23 protein-coding genes, 1 pseudogene and 1 riboswitch are annotated in these 25,811 nt (G+C 66.0%); of the genes and pseudogenes, 17 read left to right on the plus strand and 7 right to left on the minus strand.

Features of this window, described 5'->3' with window-relative positions:
- The first annotated feature begins 98 nt into the window (after positions 1 to 98).
- Genes EDF58_RS23765 through glgX form a run of 5 tightly spaced genes read left to right on the plus strand, consistent with a single transcriptional unit; the run spans position 99 to position 9,255 of the window.
- Entirely contained in the window at positions 99 to 2,480 is a 2,382-nt protein-coding gene (locus EDF58_RS23765; RefSeq protein ID WP_207913143.1) for a glycogen/starch/alpha-glucan phosphorylase, read from the plus strand.
- Positions 2,477 to 4,651 carry a 1,4-alpha-glucan branching protein GlgB gene (glgB, locus tag EDF58_RS23770; protein ID WP_132270044.1) on the plus strand — a complete coding sequence of 725 codons (2,175 nt, stop codon included), beginning with the start codon at positions 2,477 to 2,479 and terminating at the stop codon, positions 4,649 to 4,651. The genes EDF58_RS23765 and glgB overlap by 4 nt, the downstream gene beginning before the upstream one ends.
- Positions 4,652 to 4,680: 29 nt before the next feature.
- Positions 4,681 to 5,943, plus strand: a complete 1,263-nt coding sequence (glgC, locus tag EDF58_RS23775) for a glucose-1-phosphate adenylyltransferase (RefSeq protein ID WP_132270046.1) — start codon at positions 4,681 to 4,683, stop codon at positions 5,941 to 5,943.
- A 46-nt stretch (positions 5,944 to 5,989) separates the two neighbouring features.
- Positions 5,990 to 7,453: a glycogen synthase GlgA gene (gene glgA, locus EDF58_RS23780; RefSeq protein WP_132270048.1), complete on the plus strand. Its 1,464-nt coding sequence runs from the start codon at positions 5,990 to 5,992 to the stop codon at positions 7,451 to 7,453.
- A complete protein-coding gene (gene glgX / locus EDF58_RS23785) occupies positions 7,450 to 9,255 on the plus strand; it encodes a glycogen debranching protein GlgX (RefSeq protein ID WP_132270050.1) in 1,806 nt (601 codons plus the stop codon). Before glgA ends, glgX begins: the two co-directional genes overlap by 4 nt.
- 73 nt (positions 9,256 to 9,328) lie before the next feature.
- On the opposite strand, the gene EDF58_RS23790 is transcribed toward glgX, so the two are convergent.
- The 6 genes from EDF58_RS23790 to EDF58_RS23820 form a co-directional block, all read right to left on the minus strand.
- Positions 9,329 to 9,571 carry a glycosyltransferase gene (locus EDF58_RS23790; protein ID WP_243654475.1) on the minus strand — a complete coding sequence of 81 codons (243 nt, stop codon included), beginning with the start codon at positions 9,569 to 9,571 and terminating at the stop codon, positions 9,329 to 9,331.
- 828 nt (positions 9,572 to 10,399) lie between these two features.
- Positions 10,400 to 12,547 carry a bifunctional diguanylate cyclase/phosphodiesterase gene (locus EDF58_RS23800; RefSeq protein WP_165921559.1) on the minus strand — a complete coding sequence of 716 codons (2,148 nt, stop codon included), beginning with the start codon at positions 12,545 to 12,547 and terminating at the stop codon, positions 10,400 to 10,402.
- A gap of 206 nt (positions 12,548 to 12,753) precedes the next feature.
- Complete coding sequence (locus tag EDF58_RS23805; RefSeq protein WP_132270053.1) at positions 12,754 to 12,951, minus strand: hypothetical protein; 198 nt, start codon at positions 12,949 to 12,951, stop codon at positions 12,754 to 12,756.
- Positions 12,948 to 13,559 (minus strand): GAF domain-containing protein, encoded by a 612-nt coding sequence (locus tag EDF58_RS23810; RefSeq protein WP_132270054.1) that lies wholly within the window; start codon positions 13,557 to 13,559, stop codon positions 12,948 to 12,950. Before EDF58_RS23810 ends, EDF58_RS23805 begins: the two co-directional genes overlap by 4 nt.
- A gap of 129 nt (positions 13,560 to 13,688) precedes the next feature.
- Complete coding sequence (locus EDF58_RS23815; protein ID WP_132270055.1) at positions 13,689 to 14,357, minus strand: glutathione S-transferase family protein; 669 nt, start codon at positions 14,355 to 14,357, stop codon at positions 13,689 to 13,691.
- A gap of 94 nt (positions 14,358 to 14,451) precedes the next feature.
- Positions 14,452 to 15,624 (minus strand): glycerophosphodiester phosphodiesterase, encoded by a 1,173-nt coding sequence (locus tag EDF58_RS23820; protein WP_132270056.1) that lies wholly within the window; start codon positions 15,622 to 15,624, stop codon positions 14,452 to 14,454.
- Between the two features lie 286 nt (positions 15,625 to 15,910).
- Between EDF58_RS23820 and EDF58_RS23825 the strand changes: the two genes are divergently transcribed.
- The 5 genes from EDF58_RS23825 to cobJ all read left to right on the plus strand — a co-directional run bounded on the left by EDF58_RS23825 (position 15,911) and on the right by cobJ (position 20,412).
- A complete protein-coding gene (locus EDF58_RS23825) occupies positions 15,911 to 16,630 on the plus strand; it encodes a DUF899 family protein (RefSeq protein ID WP_132270057.1) in 720 nt (239 codons plus the stop codon).
- 117 nt (positions 16,631 to 16,747) lie between these two features.
- Positions 16,748 to 16,981: riboswitch (cobalamin riboswitch) on the plus strand.
- Positions 16,982 to 17,156: 175 nt separating this feature from the next.
- Positions 17,157 to 18,290, plus strand: a complete 1,134-nt coding sequence (locus EDF58_RS23830; protein ID WP_347812909.1) for a cobalamin biosynthesis protein CobG — start codon at positions 17,157 to 17,159, stop codon at positions 18,288 to 18,290.
- Complete coding sequence (locus tag EDF58_RS23835) at positions 18,291 to 18,920, plus strand: precorrin-8X methylmutase (RefSeq protein ID WP_132270058.1); 630 nt, start codon at positions 18,291 to 18,293, stop codon at positions 18,918 to 18,920.
- Positions 18,917 to 19,666, plus strand: a complete 750-nt coding sequence (gene cobI, locus EDF58_RS23840) for a precorrin-2 C(20)-methyltransferase (RefSeq protein ID WP_132270059.1) — start codon at positions 18,917 to 18,919, stop codon at positions 19,664 to 19,666. Before EDF58_RS23835 ends, cobI begins: the two co-directional genes overlap by 4 nt.
- Positions 19,663 to 20,412, plus strand: coding sequence for a precorrin-3B C(17)-methyltransferase (cobJ, locus tag EDF58_RS23845; protein ID WP_132270060.1), 750 nt, complete (start codon positions 19,663 to 19,665; stop codon positions 20,410 to 20,412). The genes cobI and cobJ overlap by 4 nt, the downstream gene beginning before the upstream one ends.
- On the opposite strand, the gene EDF58_RS23850 is transcribed toward cobJ, so the two are convergent.
- Complete coding sequence (locus EDF58_RS23850) at positions 20,388 to 21,137, minus strand: cobalt-precorrin-6A reductase (protein WP_132270061.1); 750 nt, start codon at positions 21,135 to 21,137, stop codon at positions 20,388 to 20,390. The genes cobJ and EDF58_RS23850 overlap by 25 nt on opposite strands.
- On the opposite strand from EDF58_RS23850, the gene cbiE reads away from it, so the two are divergent.
- The 7 genes and pseudogenes from cbiE to EDF58_RS23885 all read left to right on the plus strand — a co-directional run.
- Complete coding sequence (gene cbiE, locus EDF58_RS23855) at positions 21,136 to 22,341, plus strand: precorrin-6y C5,15-methyltransferase (decarboxylating) subunit CbiE (RefSeq protein ID WP_132270062.1); 1,206 nt, start codon at positions 21,136 to 21,138, stop codon at positions 22,339 to 22,341. The two genes, EDF58_RS23850 and cbiE, sit on opposite strands and share 2 nt — an antisense overlap.
- Positions 22,338 to 22,703, plus strand: a complete 366-nt coding sequence (locus EDF58_RS23860) for a cobalamin biosynthesis protein (protein WP_132270080.1) — start codon at positions 22,338 to 22,340, stop codon at positions 22,701 to 22,703. The genes cbiE and EDF58_RS23860 overlap by 4 nt, the downstream gene beginning before the upstream one ends.
- A complete protein-coding gene (gene cobM / locus EDF58_RS23865) occupies positions 22,700 to 23,509 on the plus strand; it encodes a precorrin-4 C(11)-methyltransferase (protein WP_132270064.1) in 810 nt (269 codons plus the stop codon). The genes EDF58_RS23860 and cobM overlap by 4 nt, the downstream gene beginning before the upstream one ends.
- Positions 23,506 to 24,276, plus strand: coding sequence for a precorrin-6A synthase (deacetylating) (cobF, locus tag EDF58_RS23870; RefSeq protein WP_132270065.1), 771 nt, complete (start codon positions 23,506 to 23,508; stop codon positions 24,274 to 24,276). Before cobM ends, cobF begins: the two co-directional genes overlap by 4 nt.
- 91 nt (positions 24,277 to 24,367) lie before the next feature.
- The gene (locus EDF58_RS23875; protein ID WP_132270067.1) at positions 24,368 to 24,586 is read left to right on the plus strand and encodes a ParD-like family protein; all 219 of its coding nucleotides are present in this window, start codon (positions 24,368 to 24,370) and stop codon (positions 24,584 to 24,586) included.
- Positions 24,583 to 25,383: a type I methionyl aminopeptidase gene (map, locus tag EDF58_RS23880; protein ID WP_132270069.1), complete on the plus strand. Its 801-nt coding sequence runs from the start codon at positions 24,583 to 24,585 to the stop codon at positions 25,381 to 25,383. Before EDF58_RS23875 ends, map begins: the two co-directional genes overlap by 4 nt.
- Before the next feature lie 147 nt (positions 25,384 to 25,530).
- Positions 25,531 to 25,811 (plus strand): annotated as a pseudogene (locus EDF58_RS23885) (catalase HPII); the annotation flags it as partial.

Here is a 25,811-nt window from a genome sequence, read left to right on the forward strand (position 1 = left end):
TTGCAGGATTTTTCAAAGGGTCCTGCACGTCCAATACCAGGAGTGTGCCCGTGGCGACCGAACCTGTTTCCAACAGCAAGGCCGAAGCGCCCTCGGAAATGGACAAGCACATCGTCAGGGTGCTTCGCCAGCGCGTCGGCAAGGACGAGCGGGCGGCCAAGCAGCATGACTGGTACACCGCCTCGATCCTCGCTCTGCGCGACGAAATCATCGAGAAGTGGATCGATTCCACCCGCCGCACTTACGATTCCCAGGGCAAGCGGGTCTATTATCTCTCGATGGAGTTCCTGATCGGTCGCTTGCTGCGCGACGCGCTCTCGAACATGGGCATGACCCGCGAGTTCGAAGCCGCGTTGAAGGCCCACGGCCTTGACCTTGCGGCTCTGGAGGAACTGGAACCCGATGCGGCGCTCGGCAACGGCGGTCTCGGCCGGCTGGCAGCCTGCTTCATGGAGAGCCTCGCCACGCTGGATATTCCGGCTTACGGCTATGGCATCCGCTACGTGAACGGCATGTTCCGCCAGCGCGTGGACGACGGCTGGCAGGTGGAGCTGCCGGAAACCTGGCTGGCCCACGGCAATCCCTGGGAGTTCGAGCGGCTTGAGAGCACTTACCGCATCGGTTTCGGCGGCGAGGTCGTGGCCGAAGGGGACGGCGTGTTCTGGCACCCGGCCGAGCAGGTCGAGGCCACGGCGATCGACACGCCGGTGGTCGGCTGGCGCGGCAAGCGCGTGAACACCCTGCGCCTCTGGACAGCCAGCCCGCTCGATCCGATCAAGCTCGACGCTTTCAACGCCGGCGACCACTTCGGCGCCCTGGCCGAGCAGGTCCGCGCCGACAGCCTCGTGCGGGTGCTCTATCCCGCGGATTCCAGCCCGGCCGGACAGGAATTGCGGCTGCGGCAGGAGTATTTCTTCACCGCCGCCTCGATCCAGGACATCGTGCGCCGTCACGTCCAGTACCTGGGCGATATCCGCACCCTGCCGGAGCAGGCGGCTATCCAGCTCAACGATACCCATCCCTCGGTGGCCGTCGCCGAGCTGATGCGCCTGCTGGTCGATGAAAACGGCCTTGAATTCAACGAAGCCTGGGACATCTGCCGCCGCACGGTATCCTATACCAATCACACGCTCCTGCCGGAGGCGCTGGAATCCTGGCCGCTGCCGCTGTTCGAGCGCCTGCTGCCGCGCCACATGCAGATCATCTACGCGATCAACAGCCGTGTCCTGCGCGAAGCACGCAAGGCCGGTTGCAGCGATGCCGAAATCTCGGCGATCTCGCTGATCGACGAGAACGGAGAGCGCCGCGTACGCATGGCCAACCTGGCCTTCGTGGGGGCCCATTCGGTCAACGGCGTGGCCGCGCTTCATACCGACCTGATGAAGAAGACGGTCTTCGCGGACCTTCACAAGCTCTATCCCGACCGGATCAACAACAAGACCAACGGCGTCACGCCGCGCCGCTGGCTGCAGCAGTGCAATCCGGGGCTCACCTCGGTGATCCGCGAGGCGATCGGGGACGGCTTCCTCGACGATGCGGAAAAGCTCTCCGATCTCAACGCTTTCGCGGCCGATGCGCAGTTCGGCGCGCGGGTGGCCGACGTGAAGCGCGCCAACAAGATGGCGCTGTCGGACTACATCAAGAAGACGATGGGCATCCGGCTCGATCCCGACGCTCTGTTCGACGTGCAGATCAAGCGCATCCACGAATACAAGCGCCAGCTGCTGAACCTGATCGAGACGGTGGCGCTCTATGACCAGATCCGCAGCCATCCCGAACGGGACTGGGTGCCGCGCGTGAAGATCTTCGCGGGCAAGGCCGCGCCGAGCTACCACAACGCCAAGCTGGTCATCAAACTGGCCAATGACATCGCCCGGCGCGTTAATGCCGATCCCTCGGTCGGCGGGCTGCTGAAAGTGGTCTTCGTGCCCAATTACAACGTCAGCCTGGGGGAGCGCATCTTCCCGGCGGCTGACTTGTCCGAACAGATCTCGACCGCGGGCATGGAAGCTTCCGGCACCGGCAACATGAAGTTTGCGCTCAACGGCGCTCTCACCATCGGCACGCTCGACGGCGCCAATGTCGAGATCAAGGACCATGTGGGAGACGACAATATTGTTATCTTCGGCCTCACGGCGGAAGAAGTGGCAGCCAAGCGCGCGAGCGGCTACAACCCGCGCGAAGTGATCGACGGATCGCGCGAACTGCGCCAGGCGCTCTCGGCGATTTCCTCGGGCGTGTTCTCGCCCGACGACCCGGATCGCTACAAGGACCTCATCGGCGGCATCTACGACCACGACTGGTTCATGTGCGCTGCCGATTTCGACAGCTATGCCGCCGCCCAGCGCTCGATCGACGCCCGGTGGGAAGACATGGCGGGCTGGCATTCGGCAACTATCAGGAACATCGCCAATGTCGGTTGGTTCTCCTCGGATCGGACTATCTCCGAGTATGCCAAAGACATCTGGAAGGTCCTGTGAAGCCACCCGAAAGCGCTATCGAGTCCCTGCTGCAAGGCGTCCACGCCGACCCGTTCTCGCTTCTCGGCCTCCATCCCGGGCCTGACGGGTGTTACGCACGCGCCATCCTGCCTGGCGCGGAGACGGTCGAGGCCTTCAGCCTGGACGGCCGCCGGCTCGGCATGCTGGGCAAAGTGGACGACCGCTTCCTGTTCGAGGGCAAGCTGCTCGGCAATCCGCAGCCTGTCCGCTATCGCTGCACCGCCGGCGACAGCGACTGGCTGGTCACCGATCCCTACACGTTCGGGCCGGTGCTGGGCCCCATCGACGACCTGCTGATCGCGCAGGGCACGCATTTTCGCCTGTTCGATAAGCTCGGCGCGCATATCATGCGGCACGAGGGCGCCAACGGGGTCCATTTCGCCGTCTGGGCACCCAACGCCCGCCTAGTGAGCGTGGTGGGTGATTTCAACGACTGGGATCACCGCCGCCACCTCATGCGCAGCCGCAAGGACATCGGCGTCTGGGAGATATTCATCCCCGACATCGCTGATTACCGTGCCTACAAGTATCATATCGTCGGCGCGGACGGCAGCGTGCAACCGCTCAAGGCCGATCCATTCGCCTTCATGTCGGAAATCCGTCCGGCCACCGCGTCGATGACCGCTCACCCCGCCAAGCTCGAATGGGGTGACGAGGCCCATCGCGATCACTGGGAATCGGTCGATCCGCGCAAGGTGCCGGTCTCGATCTACGAGGTCCACGCCGGGTCCTGGCAGCGCGACCGCTTCAACTGGTTCCTCAATTGGGACGACATGGCGGACAAGCTCATCCCCTATGTCGTGGAGATGGGCTTCACCCATATCGAATTCCTGCCCATCAGCGAGCACCCCTACGATCCGTCCTGGGGCTACCAGACGACCGGGCTCTATGCCCCCAGCGCCCGCTTCGGCGAACCCGCGGGGTTTGCGCGTTTCGTGGACGGCGCGCATAGGGCGGGGATCGGTGTCATCCTGGACTGGGTGCCGGCGCATTTTCCCAAAGACGATCACGGGTTGGTCCGCTTCGACGGCACCGCACTCTACGAGCACCAGGACCCGCGGCTGGGCTTCCAACCGGACTGGAACACCCTGATCTACAACTTCGGGCGGCGCGAGGTGCAGAGCTTCCTCGTCAACAACGCGCTGTTCTGGGCCGATCGCTATCACGTCGACGGGCTGCGCGTTGATGCCGTCGCCTCGATGCTCTACCGCGATTATTCGCGCAAGGCCGGCGAGTGGATCCCGAACGAGCAGGGTGGGCGCGAGAACTGGGAAGCGGTGGATTTCCTGCGCGCCACCAACCGCGCGCTTTATGGCCAGTATCCCGGAGTCTTCACCATCGCCGAGGAATCGACCGCATGGCCCGGCGTCACCCAGCCGGCCTATGACGTGTCGGAAGGCGAGCATGCTTCCGCGCTGGGCTTCGGCTTCAAGTGGAACATGGGCTTCATGCACGACACGCTGCGCTACATGGCCCGTGATCCGGTGCACCGGCGCTATCACCACAACGACATCACTTTCGGCCTGGTCTACGCGTTTTCCGAAAATTACGTCCTGCCGCTCAGCCATGACGAAGTGGTCCATGGCAAGGGCTCGCTGCTGAACAAGATGAGCGGGGACGATTGGCAGAAATTCGCCAACTTGCGCGCCTATTACGGCATGATGTGGGGCTATCCGGGCAAGAAGCTGCTGTTCATGGGCCAGGAGTTCGCCCAGCGCCGCGAATGGAGCGAGGAACGCGCGCTCGACTGGGACTTGCGCGACGCCCCTGCACATGAAGGCATCCGCAACCTGGTGAAGGACCTCAACCACCTCTACCGCGACAAGCCCGCGCTTCACTGCGGCGATTGCGATGGCGACGGCTTCGAATGGCTGGTGGTCGACGATGCGGCCAATTCTGTCTTCGCCTGGCTGCGCAAGGCGCCCGGTGCGCCGCCGATCGCGATCATCTCGAATATGACCCCGGCCATGCACACGGATTATAGACTGCCGCTGCCTTGCGGCGGCACATGGAACGAGATCTTGAACAGCGATTCTCCCCATTACGGGGGAACCGGCAAGGGTAACCTGGGCCAAGTCGAAGCCGCAGACGGTCATGCCTTGGTCACACTGCCGCCGTTGGCAACCATTATGCTCGAATACGCCGGTTGAAAACGGCGACACGAAGGAGAGTGAGTGCAATGAGGACGCCGACCGGATCGCCACTCGCGCGCGATGCCATGGCCTATGTGCTGGCAGGGGGGCGAGGCAGCCGACTTGCGGAATTGACCGACAACCGCGCCAAGCCTGCGGTCTATTTCGGGGGAATGAGCCGCATCATCGACTTTGCCCTGTCGAACGCGATCAATTCCGGCATTCGCCGCATCGGCGTGGCCACGCAGTACAAGGCGCATAGCCTGATCCGGCACATGAACCGCGCCTGGAACTTCATGCGGCCCGAACGCAACGAAAGCTTCGACATCCTGCCCGCCAGCCAGCGTATATCCGAGCTGCTCTGGTACGAAGGCACGGCTGACGCGGTGTTCCAGAACATCGACATCATCGCCTCCTACACGCCGAAGTACATGGTCATCCTGGCCGGCGATCACATCTACAAGATGGATTACGAATTGATGCTGCAGCAGCACGTCAATTCGGGCGCGGACGTGACGGTGGGCTGCCTGGTGGTGCCGCGCAAGGATGCGAGGGCTTTTGGCGTGATGCATGTCGACGAGAACGACGTGATCACCTCGTTCCTGGAAAAGCCCAAGGATCCCCCCTCGATTCCGGGCGATCCCGCCCACGCCCTGGCATCCATGGGCATCTACGTGTTCGACACCGAGTTCCTGTTCGAGCAATTGCGCCGCGACGCTGCCGACCCGGATTCCAAGCGCGATTTCGGCGGGGACATCATTCCCTACATCGTCAAGCACGGAAAGGCGCAGGCGCACCGCTTCACCAATTCCTGCATCCGCGTTAGTGAGGAAATCGAGGAATATTGGCGCGACGTCGGCACCGTCGACGCCTATTTCGAGGCCAATCTCGACCTGACCGACACCGTGCCCAAGCTCGACATGTACGACCGCGATTGGCCGATCTGGACCGATACCGTCGTGGCCGCCCCCGCCAAGTTCGTCCATGACGAGGAAGGACGGCGCGGCCAGGCGATTTCCTCGCTGATTAGCCAGGATTGCATCGTCTCCGGCTCGCTCGCGCGGCGCTCGCTGCTGTTCACAGGCGTGAAGATGGGGAGCTTTTCCTCGGTGAACGAGGCGGTGATCCTGCCCTATTGCAACATCGGCCGCCATGCCCGCCTTTCGCGCGTGGTGATCGATTCCGGAGTGCGCATCCCGGAAGGACTGGTGGTGGGCGAGGATCCTGAACTCGACGGCCGCCGCTTCCGCCGGACGGACAATGGCGTCTGCCTCATTACCAAGCCCATGATCGATCGCCTGAATCTGTGAAAGTGATGTCTGTGAGGGTCATGTCTGCGATCGCGGCCTGCGGGGAATCCACTTGAAAGTCCTGTCCGTAGCTTCCGAGGCCGTGCCGCTGGTTAAGACCGGAGGTCTCGCGGATGTCGTCGGCGCACTCCCCGCCGCGCTGGCGGGCCACGGGGTGGAAATGACGACGCTTCTGCCGGGCTACCCCTCAGTGCTGAAGGCGATCGGCCGCGCCCGTTCCGTACATGCCTGGGATTTGCTGCTTGGCGTTCCCGCGCGGCTGCTGTCGGGCAAGATCGACGGATATCCTTTGCTCGTCCTCGATGCTCCCGCGCTCTATGCCCGTGACGGTGCGCCCTATGCCGATGTTGCCGGGCAGGACTGGGGCGATAACTGGCAGCGTTTTTCGGCGCTGGGCCGCGCCGCTGCCGATATTGCCGGCGGGGCCATGGTGGCCCGCGGCAAGCCCCGGCGCTTCGATCTCGTCCATGCGCATGACTGGCAGGCCGCCATGGCGCCGGCCTATCTCCACTTCGCACCTTTCGGCGGCGAGGCGGGCCGCGTGCCCTCGATCGTGACCATCCACAACATGGCGTTCCAGGGCTGGTTCGGCGCTGAAGTCTTCCCGCGCCTTGGCCTCCCGCGCGAGGCCTGGTCGATCGACGGGGTCGAGTATCACGGCGGCCTCGGCATGCTGAAAGCCGGTCTCGCTTGCGCCGATGCCGTGACGACGGTCAGCCCCACTTACGCCCGCGAAATCCGCTCCGCTGCTTTCGGCATGGGGCTGGAAGGCCTGATCGTAGCGCGGGGCCGGGCAGTGTCCGGCATTCTCAACGGCATCGACACCGGCCTCTGGGACCCGTCGCGTGACCCGACTTTGGCCGCCCCTTACGAGGCGAAGAAGCTGGAGCGGCGCACGGCCAACAAACGCGCGCTGGAAGCTGAATTCGGCCTGGAGATCGACGAGGGGCCGCTGTTCATCGTTGTCACCCGGCTGACCTGGCAGAAGGGCATGGACGTCCTGCTGGAAGTGCTCGACCACCTCGTCGGCCTTGGCGGACGCCTGGCCCTGCTGGGTTCGGGCGACAGCGCCATCGAACAGGCCCTGCATCAGGCCGCCGCGCGTCATCCCGGGCGCATCGCTGTGCGGATCGGCTACGACGAAGCGCTCTCGCACCGAATGCAGGGCGGCGGCGACGCCATCCTGGTGCCATCGCGGTTCGAGCCCTGCGGCCTGACGCAGCTCTATGGTCTCGCTTATGGCTGTGTGCCGGTGGTGGCGCGCACGGGCGGCCTGGCCGATACCGTGATCGATGCCAATCCGGCGGCTTTGGCCGCGGGCGTGGCCACTGGCGTCCAATTCGACGGCATCCATTACGATGCTTTTGCAGCCGCACTGACCCGTACGGTGGACCTCTATAACCGCGCTGAGCAGTGGCGCACGATCCAGAAGAACGCGATGAAGTGCGACTTCTCATGGAAGGCCAGCGGCCAGGCCTATGCCGACCTCTACCGCGCCCTGACAGCATGATTCCGCTCGGCGTGTCGGTCTGCGAAGGCATGACCCGTTTCGCCTTGCGCAGTCCCCTTGCGTCGGCAGTCTGGCTCTGCCTCTTCGACGGCGAGGGGGAACGACGTTACGCCATGGTGCGAAACGGCCCGAACTGGGTGCTGGAAATGCCGGGCGACCTCACCGGCGCGCGCTATGGCTATCGGGCGGAGGGGGAATGGGCGCCCGATCGCGGGCTCTGGTTCGATCCCGCAAAACTGCTCGTCGATCCCTACGCCGTGGAACTGGACCGCCGCTTCGTCCAAAGCCCCAGGCTCGCTACATTCGGCGACGATACCGCCGATATCGTCCCGCGCGCGCTCGTGCCTCCCCTCGTCGAACCTGCGTTGGTTGAGCCCCCGCGTTTCGTCGTCGGCGGACTGGTTTACGAACTCAACGTCCGGGCTTTCACGCGTCTGCATCCCGAAGTGCCCGCACCCTTGCGTGGAACCGTAGCAGCGCTCGCTCATCCCGCCGTGATCGCGCATTTGAAGAAGCTGCACGTCACGGCCGTCGAACTCATGCCGATCGTCGCCTGGATCGACGAGCGCCACCTGCCGCCGCTCGGGCTCGTCAACGCCTGGGGCTATAATCCGGTGGCGATGATGGCGCTCGATCCCGGCCTTTGCCCCGGCGGAACTGCCGAACTGCAATCGACGGTAGCGGCCCTCCACGCTGAAGGCATCGGTGTCCTGCTGGACCTGGTGTTCAACCATAGCGGCGAAAGCGACGTGGAGGGCGGCGTCCTGTCCCTGCGCGGCCTCGACAATGCAGCTTATGCCCATGCGCCGGACGGATCGCTGATCAACGACACCGGCTGCGGCAATACTCTCGATTTCGCCAATCCGGCGGTGCGCCGCCTGACCCGCGATGCCATGCGGCACTTCGCGGGAACCTGCGGCGTCGACGGGTTCCGCTTCGACCTTGCCCCCATCCTCGCCCGTGGCCCTGGTTTCGATCCTGCAGCGCCGATCTTTGCGGAGATTGCGGCCGATCCGATCCTGTCCACCCGTGTCATGATCGCAGAGCCTTGGGACATCGGGCCTTCCGGTTACCAACTCGGTCAGTTCCCGCCAAACTGGCTGGAATGGAACGATCGGTTCCGTGACGACGTACGCCGTTTCTGGAAGCATGAGGAGGGCATTGGAAAACTGGCAACGCGGCTTGCAGGCTCGTCCGATCTGTTCGGACCGATGGAAGATAGCTGCCGTTCGATCAATTTCCTGGCCGCTCATGACGGCTTCACGTTGGCCGATACGGTATCTTACCTGGAACGCCACAACTGGGCCAATGGCGAGCAAAACCGCGACGGGCACGGTGAGAATTTTAGCTGGAACAACGGTGCGGAGGGTGCGACATCCGTGCCCGGTGTAGTGGCGGCACGCCGCGCAGACATGAAGGCAATGCTCGGCACGCTTTTCGCCTCCACAGGCACCATCATGTTGACCGCCGGCGATGAATTCGGCCGAACCCAGCAAGGCAACAACAATGCCTATTGCCAGGATAATGCCATCGGCTGGGTTGACTGGGAAAGCCGCGACCGGGAGCTGGAAGATCACGTCGCCGAACTTTCCGCCATTCGAGCCGCCCGTCCGGGGCAGTTCGCTCGTCTCGCCCCGAACCTCCGGTGGCTGAACGCACAGGACGCCGAGATGTCCCTGCAGGATTGGGAGGCGCCGGGCGCAGACTGGCTGGCCTGGCAGGCAGACGACTTGCGAGTCACGGTGAACCGGGCCGGCCGCGACGTTCAGACGGAGGTTCTTCCCGAAGTATGCTCGAGATGATCGTGTGAAGCCGCTCGCCGGCATGGTCCCAGGTCAATTGGCCGGCGCGGATACGCCCGTGTAAGGAGAGTGCCTAGCCTAAGGCGGGACCTTCCAGAACGGCCAGGATCGCCTCTTTGAATGAACCGGCCGAGTCAGCATCGACGAGAAGGGCGGCATCCCCGCAAACTTCCGGCATGGCGCCTGCCCGCGCCGCGACAACCGGCGCGCCGCAATGCATGGCTTCGATCGGGAGAAGACCGAAGCCCTCGGACAAGGATGGAAAAACGAAAATGGCCTCGGCTTCGTAGAGCGCGCGTAGCTCCGCATCGGACACGAACCGGTGAATGTCGTGCCTCGCGGCGAGCGCTAACCCTTAGTAATATGCATTTCTGCAATTGCTCAATGTTCTGTCGGGTGAAGTGAGCCTGGCAGGACCCAGGCCGATCGTCGGGCAGGAAATCCAGAAATACAGGTCCTATTTCAAGCATTATTGCCGCGTCAGGCCCAGTCTCACGGGCATTTACCAGTGGCAGAAGCGACACTTCCTATCAGCAACGCGTCACCATGGATGTGGCTTACGTGAGCAGTAAAAGAGTGGCGTTCGCTCGTGGTTGATGGCCAAGACGTTGCCAGGGGTTCTGGCGGCGAAGGGGTCTTATTGAAAGAATAAACACGGTTGCGCTGGCCGTGAATTTGCAGCCGCATCGTAGGTGGCAGAGGGCGAAATTACTTGGTACGATTTTGGCAGCGTTTGTACGTGATCGGGCGGGGAACGAATGGATATTTATAAGTATCGTGTCGATATGGGATCATTGCGACTTATGTGAGCACTCTGTATCTGCGTCGAGGGTGCGGAAGTGGCGGCGCACGCAAATCTTGGCGCTGCCATTTCCCCCCAGCTGCTTGACGCTAAGTCCGGCGCGGGTCGTGGTGTGATAAAAATGGCATGTGCGCTTCTGATGCACTTCGGGCGCGATATCCGTGATTGCGGGCATTGCCATAGCTGCAAGGCCAGCGGTGCTTGTGATTTCTACGTACCGCGATTGCTAGCCGTTTTGCTGTTGAACGCCAATGACAGGCGCCGTCGGTGGCTATGTTGTAGGGAGGATCAAGCGAGTGGACGGCGAAGTTAGGAGGCCAACAATCTGGTGCCCGGTCTCAGTTAGAGCACGCCCAGGATCGGCTCGCCCGTGCGGTAATCGACGATCGCGGCGGCGTTGTTCTGGAGGGTGATGAGGTTTTGCGCGGCGATCCTGGCGGGGGCGGGCTTGCCGAACTGATAGCCCTGGGCGAAATCGCATCCCCATTGGCGCAGGGTGGCGGCTTCCGCGATTTCCTCGATGCCCTCTGCGACAACGTCGATATTCAGCTTGTGGCAGATGTCGATCACGCCCTGGATCAGCGTGGCGCTGCGCATCTCGATCAGGCGGCCGCCGCGAACGAAGCTCTGGTCCAGTTTCAGTCGGTGAATTTCGAATTCGGAGAGGTAGCTGAGTGATGAGTATCCCGTGCCGAAGTCATCAAGAGCGATCACGTAACCGCGGTCGCGCAGACCCTGGAGGTTGTCGTGAACGGTGGGCGACTTGTTCAGGAGGACGCCTTCGGTGATCTCGAATCCGATCGATTTTGGGGAAACGTCGAACCGGGCGCGGTTGAAGTCGATCTGATCGAGCAGCGCCGGGTTCTCGAGCTGGAGCGGGGAGAGATTGATCGAGGTCCGCAGGTCCGGCCAGCGACGGCTATCGCGGAAGGCTTGCTGGATGATCCAAGCGCCGAGTTGCGGCATGAGACCGAGCTTTTCGATCACCGGGACGAAAACGGCGGGCGTGTCCTTGGCGCCGCGCTTCAGCCGCAACAGCGCCTCCACCCCGGCTGGCTTCATGGTGCGCAGGCTGATGATCGGCTGATAGAACAGCTCGAAGCCTTCGTCATCGATGGCCTTCTTCATCCGCGCTTCCAGGCCCTTGCGGCTCTTGAAGGCCTCCCCAAGTGCGGGATCGTAGACGACGTGGCGTTCCGGTCCTGCCGTCTTGGCAGCGCCGAGGGCGATGTCGGCATGGCGCATCAGGTCGCTGGCGGTATGACCATGTTCCGGAGCAGCGGCGATGCCCGCTGAGATCGTGACGGCGACGGTTGTTCCGTCGCGCGTTTCGCGTGTGATGGCGATGCCGGTGGCACGGGGGCCGAGCGTGAAGATGTCCGAATTGCCGACGATCAGCACGGCGAACTCATCCCCGTCGAGCCGCGAGACGAGGCACTGGGAACCCTGGAATTCCTTGAGCAACTGCTTGCCGAAGTCGAGGATGACTTGATCCCCGGCGCGATGGCCCAGTTCTTCGTTGATGGCGCTGAAATCGTCGATGTCCAGCAGGATGAGCTGGCAGGCCTGAGAGCCGGCGATCTGCTCAAGCTGCTTGATGAACGTCGTGCGGTTCACCAGCCCCGTGATGGGGTCGAAAAGTTCGAGATAGCGCGCGCGCTGCGAGTTCGTTTCGGCCTCGTCCTTCAGGTTGCTCGCACGATAGGCTACCATGAGGAACAGGCCGAGCACGGCTGCGCCGATCGCCAGGGTGGCCGGGATAACGTATTCTCGGATTGCTTCCCCCGGCATGGCCGGCCGCCATGCGAGGCGGCCCAGCGAGGTGCCGTCCGAGGCTGACAACTGGACGCTTCGCATGTTGGACGGCGCAGCGGTGCGCGGGCCAAGGGCCGTGAACCCATCCAGCATTAGCGTGCTGGACCAACGATTGAGCAGGGGATCGTCGAGGTACGTGATGGTCACCAGCGACAAAGGCTCTCCCGCCGCGGGAATGCGGGACGCAGCGACGACGACGGGAACGCCGCGAACCGAGGCGAGATCAGCCTTGGCATCCGGCGCTGCCTTGGCGGCTGTTCCTTCCGAGGCAGGCGATGCGTGGAGCGAGCTGGCGAGATCCTTGGCCGTGTCCTGGATTTCCTCCAGATCGGCCTCGTCGGCCCGGCCGCCGCGGGTATAGCCGTAGATCGCGCCGGAACGGGAGAGGATGGCCACGGTCCGGGTGGTTTCAGCGCTGACGGTCGGCCGTCCCAGCTCATTGTCCAGCCAGTTGGCGGCTTCGTCCGGGCCGAGCGCTGCGATTCGCTGCGCAGGTTCCATGCGTGCGCTGGTGGCCGCGGCCTGGGCTGCAGCACCGGAAAGTGTGCGCGCGATGGTCTTTTCGACTTGCTGCTGCTGTCGGTTTGCCGCGATTCGGTCCATGGACTGCGAGGTCACGAAAAGTGCCGCCGAACCGCCCAGCGTCAGCCCGAGAAGACCAACTATCGCTGCCACCCCCCGGTGACCCGCTAATTTATGGCCGTTAAGCATTCGCGATCCCTACTTGGTCCCCGACTTTCTGGGTCCTTCGAAGCGATTGCATTAACCTGCTTTCGTCAACAAATCGCAACCAGACAGTCGGGTGCCGGAAATATCTTCGCTACCCTGGGACAGCGGCTGTCTCGCCCCGCGCGCCCTTTTTCCTATTATAGGCGAAAAATTCAGGCGCAGGCGCGCAGCATTGTCAGGCTGCTCTCATCTTCGATCAGGCGAAGCCCCGGCTGGCCGGCGACGATGTCCCGGAAGCTTGAGAAACGGGGCGACTTGAGCAGATATCCCGCCGCGCCGAGTTCGACCGAGCGCCGCTGGTCCGGCCCATAGTCGGAGCCGCTGCACATGATGACTAGCATGTCCCTCAATCGCTTGTCTGTTGCTCGCTGATGCGCCGCTGCTGTTCCTGGAGGCGATGCACCACGCCCTGAAGGCGGGTGTAGTGTTCGGCGTTTTCCAGCGTGACCGAGGTGGTGTCGGCCAAGGCCTGGAGAATGGCCAGTTCCTCGGCCGTCGTCGCGCGGCGGGACGACCAGTAGTTGCCGATGGCGCCGATGGGCGAGGTGCGGCGGATCGGCACCATCGCCATGCTCTTCACGAACGTGGGGCGATAGGCTTCGACCGGGACGCGCGGATCGGCGTAGATATCCTCGATCACCGCGCTCTGTGCATTGATCATCACCCAGCCGCTGACACATGTGCTCATCGGGAAGCGGCGGCCCTTCCACAAGGGCGCTATGGCGTTCTCCTCCGCGTAGTAGCACATGTCGCCGTCCCGCAGGACGAACGTGGCGCCATCAGCTCCGGTCAGGTTGCGCGCGGCGTCCCGGACGATGGCGGTGACGGCGTCCAGATCGCGCGCGTGGGACAAGTCCTGCACCGCGGCGACGAGGCGCTCCATGGCCGAAATGTACCACGACGAGGGCTCGGCGGGCGATCCCGGGGCACTGGGGGGAGAAAACAGGATGGCGTCCATGGCAAGCGCCTTCGGTTTCGATCGTGACTGCACCGCACGCGGGTCTAGCGCGCGAAACCTTCCGCAAGCCTAACTCGGCGATATGTATTCTTTCGGGGGTGCCGGAAAGGCGCGGTCAGGGGCAGGCGTTCAGGCCGGTGCTTCGGGGCCGGCGCAGGATGCGGCTTCGAATACCGCGCGCTGGTCGGCAAAGGCGCGTTGGTAGGCGGGGCGTGCTTCGGCGCGGGCGATATAGGCCAGCAGTGGGGGCCAGGCGTCGAGGAGGTTGGAACTGACCAGTCGGCGCAGCACGGTCACCATCATTAGGTCTCCCGCGCTGAAGGCACCGTCCAGCCATTCGGCGCTCCCAAGCGAGGCGGTCAGTTGCTGGAGGCGGGCCTGCACGCGCTTTTCGAGCATCGGCTGCCGCGCTGCGAACCAGGCCTGCTCCCGCTCGAATATCATCGCCATGGTGCATTCGACGATGGGTGGCTCCACCGTGTTGAGCGCCGCGACGAGCCAGGCGACGGCGCGGGCACGGGCATGGGCATCCTCGGGCAGGAGACCGGGGTGTGTGCCGGCGAGGTGGAGGACGATGGCGCCGGATTCGAACAGCACGAGATCGCCGTCTTCCAGGCTGGGGATCTGCCCGAAGGGCTGGTGCGCGAGATGTTCGGGCCTCTTGAGCGCTTCGAACGAAAGCAACCGCACTTCGTAAGGCAGGCCCAGTTCCTCCAGCGCCCAGCGTACCCGCATGTCCCGCGCGAGGCCCCGCCCCCGGTCGGGCGAGTTTTCGAAAGCGGTGATGGTGATCGTCATGGCGAGGCTCCCGGCAATGCGGGATCCTACCATGCAGCGAAGCGACAGGCGATCCGGGTTCGTGTGGGCGGGCGGGTTGCCGAAGAGTGCTGTGTCAGGCCGTGCCGTCCACGGCCGCACGTCCGAGGCCCGGATCGTCGGTGAAGAAGGAATCGACACCCGCCGCGATGAAGCGGCGCATGAATTCGATGCAGGCCTTGTCCTGACGCGCCGAATCGCCGCCCGGGCCGCGGAAGTCCGTGGGCAGGAAGCTGTTTTCCGGCCGCACCGTCCAGGTCGAGACGAGCAGGCCGGCCGCATGGGCATCGCGCACCAGCGTGCTCGGCTTGCCCAGCGGGCCGGACTTGCCCGTGGCATCGCCGAAGGGGATGATCCCCTGGAGCACGGGGGCGATCCAGTCGGCATAAGTCCTGACTTCGGCCAGACCGGCGGGCGTGAGCATCTGCTTGAACGTGAGGCTGCCCCCGGAGGCGGCGACATCGGCGGGGTGCATGTCCAGAGGCACGGTCAGTTGCAGGAGTTGCAGGCTGCGATAGGTTGCGATGCGCGGGCGCAGCCACTTGAGATTGGCCACCTCGAAGCTCTGGACGATCACCGGGGCGGTCGAGAGATAATGGCTAGCGGCCACGCGGTCGAGGAAGCGCTGTTCTTGCGGCAGGCCGATCCCGGCGAAATAGGTGGAGTGCTTGATCTCGGGAATGAGGCCGATCTTGCGGCCGCGTGCGGCGGATTCCGCGGCCACGAAGTCCGCGATTTCCTCAAGCGTGAGCAGTTGGAACTGGCCGTCGTAGCTCTTGCTTTCGGGGCGCATGGCGCCGAGCCGTTCGACTGCGCGCAGGGTCTTGATCTCTGCGAGGGTGAAATCCTCGGTGAACCAGCCGGTGACCTTTTCCCCGTCGATCACCTTGGTCGTGCGGCGCTGGGCGAATTCGGGATGGTCCGCGACATTGGTAGTTTCGGCGATGTTGTTCTCATGCCGGGCGATCAGGGCACCGTCCTTGGTCGAGACGAGATCCGGCTCCACGAAGTCCGCGCCCTGGTCGATGGCCTTGGCGTAGGACGCCAGGGTGTGCTCTGGCCGCAGCGCCGAGCAGCCGCGGTGGCCGATCACCAGCGGCTTCTTGCGCGCGCCTCCAGTATGCGCGACCGAATTCTGCGGCGCCGCCAGTGCGGGGCCCTGGCCGAGAAGCGTGGCGGCGCCTGCCCCAGCGCCGGCAAGGAGCATGCCGCGGCGGGACAGGGTGGTTTCGGCCGGGTGGTGGTTCATCGCGGTAATCTCCGGGCTCAAGGCAGGGATCGCGGGCAGCGTACCCCGTGCAGAAGCGCGGCGCTGCGGCCATGATCCCGCCTCCTGGCGGGGCGGCAGGGTGTGTCCCTTGCGCGACTAGCCCCGGATCATGACAGCACGGGGTCGGAATATCGCCTTGCGTCAGGGGCTTGCCGCGTTGCCGGAAGGGGGCGGCGATTTGCCGCTCCTTTGCGCGAACTCATGCCTTCGTTCGGGCGTTCAGGCTGCGAGCGTCAGGGGAGCAACCGGAGGGAGGAGCCCGATCATGGAACATCTCAGTTTTCCCAACGAAAGCGCCGAATACCGCCGCGCGCGCAACGAACTGCTCGATGCCGAAATGGACCTGCGCCGCCAGACGGAAACGGTTGCGGCGATGCGCCGGGCGCTGCCCCCCGGCGGGACGATCAAGGAGGACTACGTCTTCGAACGCGTCGGGGACCATCAGCGCCCGGAGCAGGTGCGGCTCTCGGAACTGTTCGCGGGGAAGCCCAGCCTGATCCTCTACAGCTACATGTTCGGTCCCGAGCGCGACGAGCCTTGCACCGGTTGCACGCATCTGCTCGACGGGCTGGACGGGGCCGCACGGCATGTCCCGCAGGCTGCGGCGTTCTACGTCGTCGCCCGTTCGCCTTTGGCCCGTCTGGTGGCCTGGGCGCGTGAGCGCCGCTGGCCGCATCTCCGGTTCCTCTCGGCCGAAGGCAGCAGCTACACACGGGACTATTTCGGCAACACGGCCGGCGTAACCCCCGCCATGCGCCAGGAGCGCGGGTACGAGGACGGAAAGGACTGGGACGAGCCGATGATCAATGTCTTCCGTAAGGACGGCGGCGAGGTTCGGCATTTTTGGGGCGGCGAACTGCTCTACGCCCCGGAGGAGCCGGACCAGCACCATCGCTCGCTGGATGCTTTGGACCCGGTCTGGGGCTTGCTGGACCTGCTGCCCGAGGGGCGCGGAGATTTCTTCCCGAAGCTGAGCTACCGCTGACCGGGGGTCTCTAACCACGTTCCCGGCGCGCGTCCCTGTTTGGACGTGGCTCCATGAGACTTGCGGATCGGCATTTCCTGCGTTAGCGCCCCGGTGCCCGCCCGATCCGTCAGGATCGGCGGGCAAGATCGCGCCGGTGCCTCGAACGAGGCTTAATAGGGAACGCGGTGAGAGGGTTCGTCCCTCGAATCCGCGGCTGTCCCTGCAACTGTGAGCGGTGAGCAAGATGCCGTGGCTTCCCCCGGGGAGCCGGCCACTGGATCGCGGGCGCCCGGCGCCACGGACCGGGAAGGCCGAGCATCGCGCTTTGACCCGCAAGCCAGGAGACCTGCCGGCGCATCGGTCGCTCTTGCCCTGGCCCAGGGATAGGCCAAGGCTCGGTACTCCGCGTGAGCGACGAAGCCGTGCGGCTGGGGCTGCATCGGCGCGCAGGACGGGCGTTCATCGCGCCCGCCCGTCGTTGCGTGCGGACCGACGCCCGTCGGCAAGCCCCGGTCATCGTCGCTGCGCGCGAGAGGATGATGCCGTGGGGCAGGATGAAACGCGCGTCCCGATGACAGGCTTCGCCTTGCGCGGCTGGTGCCCGGATGCCTGGCGTCCGATGATGGCCGGAGACGGGCTGATCGTGCGCGTGAAGCCCCGGCTGGCGCGCCTGACCGCGGCCGAGATCGCGGTGCTTGCTGATCTGGCGCGCCGTTTCGGCAGCGGTGCGATAGACATCACCAATCGCGCCAATCTCCAGATCCGCGGTGTCCGCGAGCAGGGCTGGCAGGATCTGCTGCGCGCCCTGGTCGACCGGGGCCTGGTCGATTCCGACGCTGCTCTGGAGGGGCGGCGCAACCTCCTTGTCGCACCCGGCTGGGATCGCGGGGACGATACCGCGCGGATCGCGGAAGAACTCCTGGGCCGTCTGGGCGAGTTGCCCGAATTGCCCGGAAAGATGGGCATCGCGGTCGATGCCGGCCCCGTCGCCACGCTGCTGGACAGCCCTGCGGATTTCCGCATCGAGCGCGCGGAAGCCGGCGGCCTGCTGCTCCGCCTCGACGGGCGCGAGAGCGGGGTTTCCATCCTGCCGGAAGAGGCCACAGACCGCCTGATCGCGCTCGCGCACTGGTTCGTGGAGACAGGCGGCGCCGCTGCCCGCCGGGCCTCGCGCCACACGGCCGCTCTTCCACAATGGGCGCGGGGGGATGGCCGTCCCGCCGTCGGAGCCGCTGCGCCGCATGGCTACGGGGTGCCGTTCGGGCGGATCGAGGGGGAGGCAATGGTGCGGCTGATGGCAGCGACCGGCGCTGCGGCGCTTCGCGTTACGTCTTGGCGGCAGCTTCTGGCCGAATCCGAGGTGCGAGAGCCGGTGGAGGGCTTCGTTCGCGATCCCGGCGACCCGCTGCTGCGCGCCGATGCCTGTCCGGGCGCGCCGACATGCCCGCAGGCGACGGTCGAAACGCGCGAACTGGCGCGCCGGTTGGCGCCGCATGTGTCCGGGCGCCTGCACGTTTCCGGCTGCGCGAAAGGCTGCGCGCGCGCACGGCCGAGCGACGTGGTCCTGACCGGGCGCGACGGCGCCTTCGACCTCGCCCTCCGTGGCCGCGCGGGCGATCCGCCGACGCGGGCCGGCCTTTCTCCCGACCATGTCCTTGCCCATTTCGGAGCCTCATGAATGGCGCATATCTACGAAAAGGATGGCGCGGCCATCTATCGCCAGTCGTTTGCGACGATCCGCGCTGAGGCGGACCTCGCGGCCTTTTCCGCTGACGAGGAGCGCATCGCGGTCCGCATGATCCACGCCTCGGGGCTGGTGGAGCTGGCGCGGCACATCCGCTTCTCGCCCGGATTCGCCCGCGAGGCGATGGCGGCGCTGGAGGCGGGTGCGCCGATCCTGTGCGATGCGCGCATGGTGGGCGAAGGGATCACCCGCGCCCGGCTTCCCGCGGACAATTCGGTGATCTGCACGCTCCAGGATCCGCAAGTCCCGCAAATGGCGCAGGCGATGGCCAATACCCGCTCAGCGGCGGCGCTCGAACTCTGGCGGCCGCACCTTGGCGGGGCGGTGGTGGCCATCGGCAATGCGCCCACCGCGCTGTTCCACTTGCTCGACATGCTGGAGGACCCCGATTGCCCGCGCCCGGCAGCGATCATTGGCTGTCCGGTCGGCTTCGTGGGGGCGGCCGAGTCCAAGGCTGCCCTCTGGGATGCCTGCCCGGTGCCCTGCTGCATCGTCGAAGGAAGGCTGGGCGGCAGCGCGATCACCGTGGCCGCGGTCAACGCCATCGCGAGCAGCGCGGAATGAGCGTGGGAACCGTGCACGGCGTCGGACTGGGCCCCGGTGCGCAGGACCTGCTGAGTGTTCGCGCCGACCGATTGGTGCGCGGAGCCAGGCATGTCGCCTACTTCCGCAAGGCCGGCCGGCCCGGTCAGGCCCGGCGGATCGTCGAGGGCATGCTCCGCGCCGATGTTGTCGAGCATGCGATGGAATATCCGGTGACCACGGAGATTCCGTTGGGAGACCCGCGCTACAACGCCTGCCTTTCCCGCTTCTACGCAAGCTGGACCGAGCAACTGGCGAAGCTTGTCCGCGAGGGCGAGGATGTCGTGGTGCTCTGTGAGGGCGACCCCTTCTTCTACGGCTCGTTCATGCACCTCTATACCCGCCTGGCCGAAGCAGGGGGCCATGCAGGGCCGGCACCGGTGCCGGTCGCCGTCGTGCCGGGGATCACCGGAATGTCGGGCGCCTGGACGGCATGCGGCGCGCCGATGACCTGGGGCGACGATGTCCTCACCATCCTTACCGCCACGCTACCGGAGGCAGATTTGGCGCGGCGCATTCGCGATACCGACGCGCTCGTAGTCATGAAGATCGGCCGCAACCTGGCCAAGCTGCGCCGCGCCGTCATCGCTGCCGGGCGCGAGGGGGAGGCCTGGCTTGTGGAGCATGCCGCGATGGCCGAGCAGCGGGTGACGCCGCTCGCCGAGGCGGAAGCCGTGACGCCCTACTTCTCGATACTGCTGATCCACGGACAGGGGCGCCGGCCATGAGCGGCTGGCTGGCCATCGCCGGGCTGGGGCCGGGCGACGAGGCGCTCGTCACGCCCGAGGCCTCTGCGGCCCTGGATGCCGCCACCGACGTGATCGGCTACGGCCCTTATGTCGCCCGTGTGGCGCCGCGCGCGGGCCTGCGCTTCCATGCCAGCGACAACCGCGTCGAATTGGAGCGCGCTGCCCATGCGCTTTCGCTCGCGGCCGAGGGGCGGCGCGTGGTGGTGGTCTCCTCCGGGGATCCGGGCGTCTTCGCCATGGCGGCGGCGGTGTTCGAGGCCTGGGAGCAGGGCCCCGCCGACTGGCGCGAACTCGATATCCGGGTCTTGCCGGGCATCACCGCCATGCTGGCGGCGAGCGCGCGGGCGGGCGCGCCGCTGGGCCATGACTTCTGCGCCATCAACCTTTCCGATAATCTCAAGCCCTGGGCACTCATTGAGCGCCGATTGCGGCTGGCGGCGGAAGCGGACTTCGCCATGGCCTTCTACAACCCGCGCTCGAAGGCGCGGCCGGAAGGTTTCGCGCGCGTCCTTGAGATCCTGCGCGAGGCTTGCGGGCCAGAGCGCCCGATCCTTTTCGCCCGCGCCGTCTCCACGCCCGAGGAAGTCCTGACCTTCGTGCCGCTGGCCGAGGCGCGGGCGGAGATGGCGGACATGCGCACCATGGTCATCGTCGGATCGAGCCGCACCCGGCTGGTGGCGCGAGACCGGGGCCCGGTGCTCTACACGCCGCGGTGGGCGGAATGAGCGAGCCAGTCCAGCACTTGCTCCACCCGTTCCAGCGCGCGGCGGGGCGGGATCGCGGGGCGGTCTATCATCGTCACGGCAAGCCCCAGCTCCCGCGCGGCATCGAGCTTGGCCGACGCGCCGGAGCCGCCCGCGTTCTTGCAGACCAGCAGGTCGATCCGGTGCGCACGCAGCAAGTCCGTGTCGCGCTCCGGCGTGAAGGGTCCGCGGTCGATCACGAGGTCGTGATGCGGCAGGGACGGCGCTTCGGTGGGTGCATCCACGAAGCGCAGCAGATAGCGGTGCTGGGGCTGGGCCGCGAAAGCCTCGACGTGCATCCGGCCGAGCGCCAGCATCACCCGGCGCGGCGGACCCTCCAGGCTGGCGACGGCGGCGGCAAGGTCTGGGACCCGGTGCCAGCGATCCCCGCCGCGCGGTGCCCAGGGCGCCCGCGTCAGCGCCGCCAGCGCAATGCCGGCGGCCTTGGCAGCGACAATGGCATGAGCGCTCATCGTGGCCGCGAAGGGATGGGTAGCGTCGACCAGATGGGTGACGGCGGTTTCGCGCAGATAGCGCTCCAGCCCGGCAATGCCGCCGAAGCCGCCCACGCGGACCGGCACCGGCTGGCTTCGCGGGCTGGCCACCCGTCCGGCATAGCTCAGCACGGCTTCGATCTCGCGCTCGGCCAATGCCGCGGCTAGGGCGCTCGCCTCGGTGGTGCCGCCCAGAATGAGGACGCGGGTCATGTCTGAAGCTCCCCAAAAGCCATGGCTGACGATCGTCGGTATCGGCGAGGACGGTCTGTCCGGCCTCGGCGAGGCGGCGCGCGCCGCCCTTGCGGCGGCCGAAGTGGTGACCGGCGCCGCCCGCCACCTCGGCCTGCTGGCGGGGCTTAGTGCGGAATGTCGGACATGGCCAGTGCCGTTCGAGAGCGGGCTGGCCGCGCTGCTGGCGCTGCGGGGGCGGCAGGTGGTCATGCTGGCTTCCGGCGATCCGTTCTGGTTCGGCGCGGGTTCGGTGGTGACACGGGCGCTCGACTGCTGGGAATGGACCGCGCACCCGGTGCCCTCGACTTTCGCCCTCGCGGCCTCGCGGCTGGGCTGGCCGGTCGAGGCGACACCGTGTCTGGGGCTCCACGCGGCGCCGCTGTCGCGGTTGCGTCCGCACCTTGCGCCGGGGCAGCGGGCCTTGGTGCTGCTGCGTGAGGGGGCGGCTGCCGCGGAACTGGCCGATTATCTCGCGGCGGAAGGGTTCGGGGCATCGCAGCTCACGGTGCTCGAAGCGCTGGGCGGCCCGCGCGAACGGATCCGGCAGGCGGCGGCCGAGGGCTTCGATCTGACCGACGTGGCTCATCCCGTCGCCGTGGGCGTGCTCTGTGCGGGGGAAGGCCGCGTCCTGCCCCGGACGTCCGGACGCGGCGATGACTGGTTCGCGAACGACGGGCAGATCAGCAAGCGCCCGCTGCGCGCCCTGGCGCTCTCGGCGCTCGCGCCCCGGCCCGGCGAGATGCTTTGGGACATCGGCACGGGATCGGGCTCGATCGCGATAGAATGGCTGCTCACTCACCGCGACATGCGGGCCGTGGGCTTCGAGGTCGATCGCGAGCGCGCGGCGCGGGCGCGGGGCAATGCCCTGGCGCTGGGCGTCGATCATCTGCGCGTGGTGGAAGGACGCGCCCCTGAGGTGCTGGAAAACCAGCCCCTGCCGGATGCCGTCTTCGTGGGCGGCGGGCTGGGGACGCCCCTGCTGGAGCGGCTCTGCGGTCTCCCCGCTGGCACCCGGCTGGTGGCCCATGCCGTCACGCTGGAAAGCGAGGCTCTGCTGGCCAGGGTCCATGGCGAGGTGGGCGGCACGCTGCTGCGCATCGAACTGGCGCAGGCCGCGCCGCTGGGCACGCGGCGCGGCTGGAAAGCCCACTATCCCGTCGTACAATGGAGCGTGACCTTGTGATCGTGGCCGGCTTCGGATTTCGCGCAGGCGCATCCCTCTCCTCCTTGCGTGACGCTCTGGCGCGGGCCTGTGCGGATGGCGCCGAACCGGACGTTCTGACCGCGCCTGCCGACAAGATCGCGCCGCTGCGCTTGCTTGCTCAGGAGCGACAGGTTCCGGCAGTCCCCGTCGCTGGCGAAGCGCTGGAAGCGGCGGCGACGGTGACTCTGTCCGCCGCCAGCCTTGCCGCTCGCCGTACCGGCAGCGTTGCCGAAGCCTCGGCCCTGGCGGCGGCCGGTCCCGGCGCCCGGTTGCTGACGGCCCGCCATATCTCGTCCGATCGCATGGCCACTTGCGCCATGGCCCAGGGAGCCAGTTCATGACCGTACACTTCATCGGCGCCGGTCCGGGCGCGCCAGACCTGCTGACCTTGCGCGGCCGCGACCTGATCGCGTCGAGCCCGGTGTGCCTCTATGCGGGCTCGCTGGTGCCCGCTGCCGTGCTGGAGCATTGCCCGCCCGGCGCGCGGATCGTGAACACCGCGTCCCTGGATCTCGACGCGATCCTCGCGGAGATCGCGCAGGCCCATGCCGAGGGCCATGACGTGGCCCGTCTCCATTCCGGCGACCCCTCGATCTGGTCCGCCATGGGCGAGCAGATCCGCCGCCTTCGCGCGCTGCGCATCCCCATCAGCGTGACGCCGGGCGTACCGGCCTTCGCCGCCGCTGCGGCGGCGCTGGAGACCGAGTTGACGGTGCCGCGTCTGGCGCAGTCGCTGGTGCTGACGCGGACACCGGGCCGGGCCAGCGCGATGCCGGAGCGCGAAAGCCTTTCCGCCTTCGCCGCGACCGGCAGCACTCTGGCGATCCACCTTTCGATCCACAACCTTGCCGCGGTGGTCGCGGATCTCGTGCCACACTACGGCGCGGATTGCCCGGTGGCGGTGGTCTGGCGGGCGAGCTGGCCGGACGAGAAAGTCGTGCGGGCGCGGCTGGACGGTGTGGAGCAAGCCGTGGCGGGAACGATGGAGCGCACCGCCCTCATCCTGGTGGGACGGGCTCTGGACGTGGAAGAGGGCGTGGCGGCGGAAAGCAGCCTCTATGCCCCCGACTACGATCGCCGCTTCCGGCCGCAATCGGCGCAATCGCCTTTCGCTTCCTCGGGCTTGGCCGGGGAGCTGGAGCCATGACCGGCACGGTGGATCTTCACCTGATCGGCATCGGCACCGGCAACACGGACCACCTGACGCTTGCGGCCATCCGCGCGATGAACGGGGCGGACCTGATCCTGCTGCCCCGCAAGGGCGAGGCGAAGTCCGATCTGCTCGATCTGCGCCGGTCGATCTGCGACAGCGTGCTGACGGAAGAGACGCGGGTCGTGGAGTTCGATCTCCCCGTCCGTTCGGAAAACCCGCCCTACCTCGAAGCCGTGGATGCCTGGCACGCCGCGATTGCCGAGGTCTGGGCGAGTCAGATCGACCGGCACCTGCCGGAAGGCGGCACGCTGGCGCTGCTGGTCTGGGGCGACCCCTCGCTATACGACAGCACCCTTCGGATCGCGGAGCGGCTGCAGCGCGGGGGGCGGGCGCTGAGGGTTCATGTCGTGCCGGGCATCACCAGCATCCAGGTCCTCACGGCGGCTCACGGCATTGCGCTGAACGGTCTGGGAGCGCCCGTGACGATCACGACGGGACGGCGCCTGCGCGACGGCGGATGGCCAGCCGACGCGGAAACCCTGGTGGTCATGCTCGACGGCACTTGCGCCTTCGCCGCGCTGCCGCCGGAGGGCCTGTCGATCTGGTGGGGCGCTTACCTCGGCATGCCGCAACAATGCCTGATCGCGGGCGACCTAACGCAAATCGGCCCGCAGATCGTGCGTCGCCGTGCCGCGCTTCGTGCGGAGCATGGCTGGATCATGGATGTCTACTTGCTGCGAAAGTCCGGTTCAGACGCCTAGCCCGGAAGAAGCTGCCCCTTGCCCGAACTCGTCGGCTTGCATATGAACCATTTATGATTCGTATATGTTTCATATGATAAAGGTCGGTTGCATGGGTATCGTCAATATCGAGGATGAGCTGCACGACCAGCTCCGCAAGGCCAGCAAGGCGTCCTATCGTTCGATCAACGCGCAGGCGGCTTTCTGGATCAGGATCGGCATGCTCTGCGAGTTGAGCCCCCAGCTCACGTTCCAGCAGATCGTCATTCGCGAACTCAGGGAGGCGGGGGTCGACCCTGACGATCTGGCCTGCGGAGCGCGCGTGCCATGATCAAGACGCCCGACGAAATCGAACTCATGGCCGAATCCGGCCGTCTTCTGGCATCGGTGTTCACGTTCCTAGATGGACAGCCGCTCGCCGGGCGGACGACGATGGAGATCAACGACCTGGTGGAGGACATGATCGTCCACCAACTGGCGGCGCGGCCCGCCAGCAAGGGGCAGTACGGCTATGGCTATGTGCTGAACTGCTCCCGCAACGATGTCGTGTGCCACGGGGTCCCTTCTGAAACCGAGACGTTGCGGGCGGGAGATATCGTCAATTTCGACATCACCCTCGAAAAGAACGGCTTCATTGCCGATTCCAGCAAGACTTATGCCGTCGGCGAGATCGCGCCTGCGGCCGCGCGTCTGGTGAAGACGACATATGAGGCCATGTGGAAAGGCATCCAGGCGGTTCGGCCCGGTGCGCGGCTGGGCGATGTCGGCCACGCCATCGAACATCACGCCAAGAAAGCCGGCTATTCGATCGTACGGGAATATTGCGGACACGGCATCGGCCGGGAAATGCACGAGAAGCCCGAAGTGCTCCATTTCGGCCGGCCGGGTACCGGCGTGAGACTGGAAGAAGGCATGGTCTTCACGATCGAGCCGATGCTGAACCAGGGACGGCGCCTGGTCCGCACAGAGGATGACGGTTGGACGGTGGTGACGGTGGACGGCAAGCTGTCCGCCCAGTTCGAGCACACGGTGGCAGTCACCCGGAATGGCGTGCGCGTCCTCACCCTGCGGCCCGAGGAGAGGCTTCCGTCGCGCGGGAAGACCGCCTTGCGCCCGGCCCGGGCATAATCGCGATGACCTAGGTTAATTTCGGCGGATCGGCGGCAACTCCCCTTCGCGGGCGGGGTTATCGGGCACAGACACCGAGCATGCAGGTATGCCGAAGCGGCGGCCTGCGAGAGCATCGGTGCCATCTCATCCCAGCGAGGATAGCCCATGGCCAAGACCCCCACGAAAGCTTCCGCGAAGCGTGCACCTGCCCAGAAGAGCCCGTCGAAGACGCCATCGAAGAAGGCCCCATCCGACGTCACCGCCGCCGATATCGGCGGCGAAACGCCCGCCAAGGCCGACCCGGTTCCGGCTGACGCCGCGATCTCCCATAGCTACGCCGAGACGCAAGGATCCGGCGGAGAAACCCGCCAGAGCGCCGGGGAGGGCGTTGCGGCGCTGACGACCCAGCAGGGCGTGCCGGTTTCGGACGACCAGAACAGCCTGAA

The sequence above is a fragment of the Novosphingobium sp. PhB57 genome (assembly GCF_004342985.1).
Lineage (GTDB): Bacteria > Pseudomonadota > Alphaproteobacteria > Sphingomonadales > Sphingomonadaceae > Novosphingobium.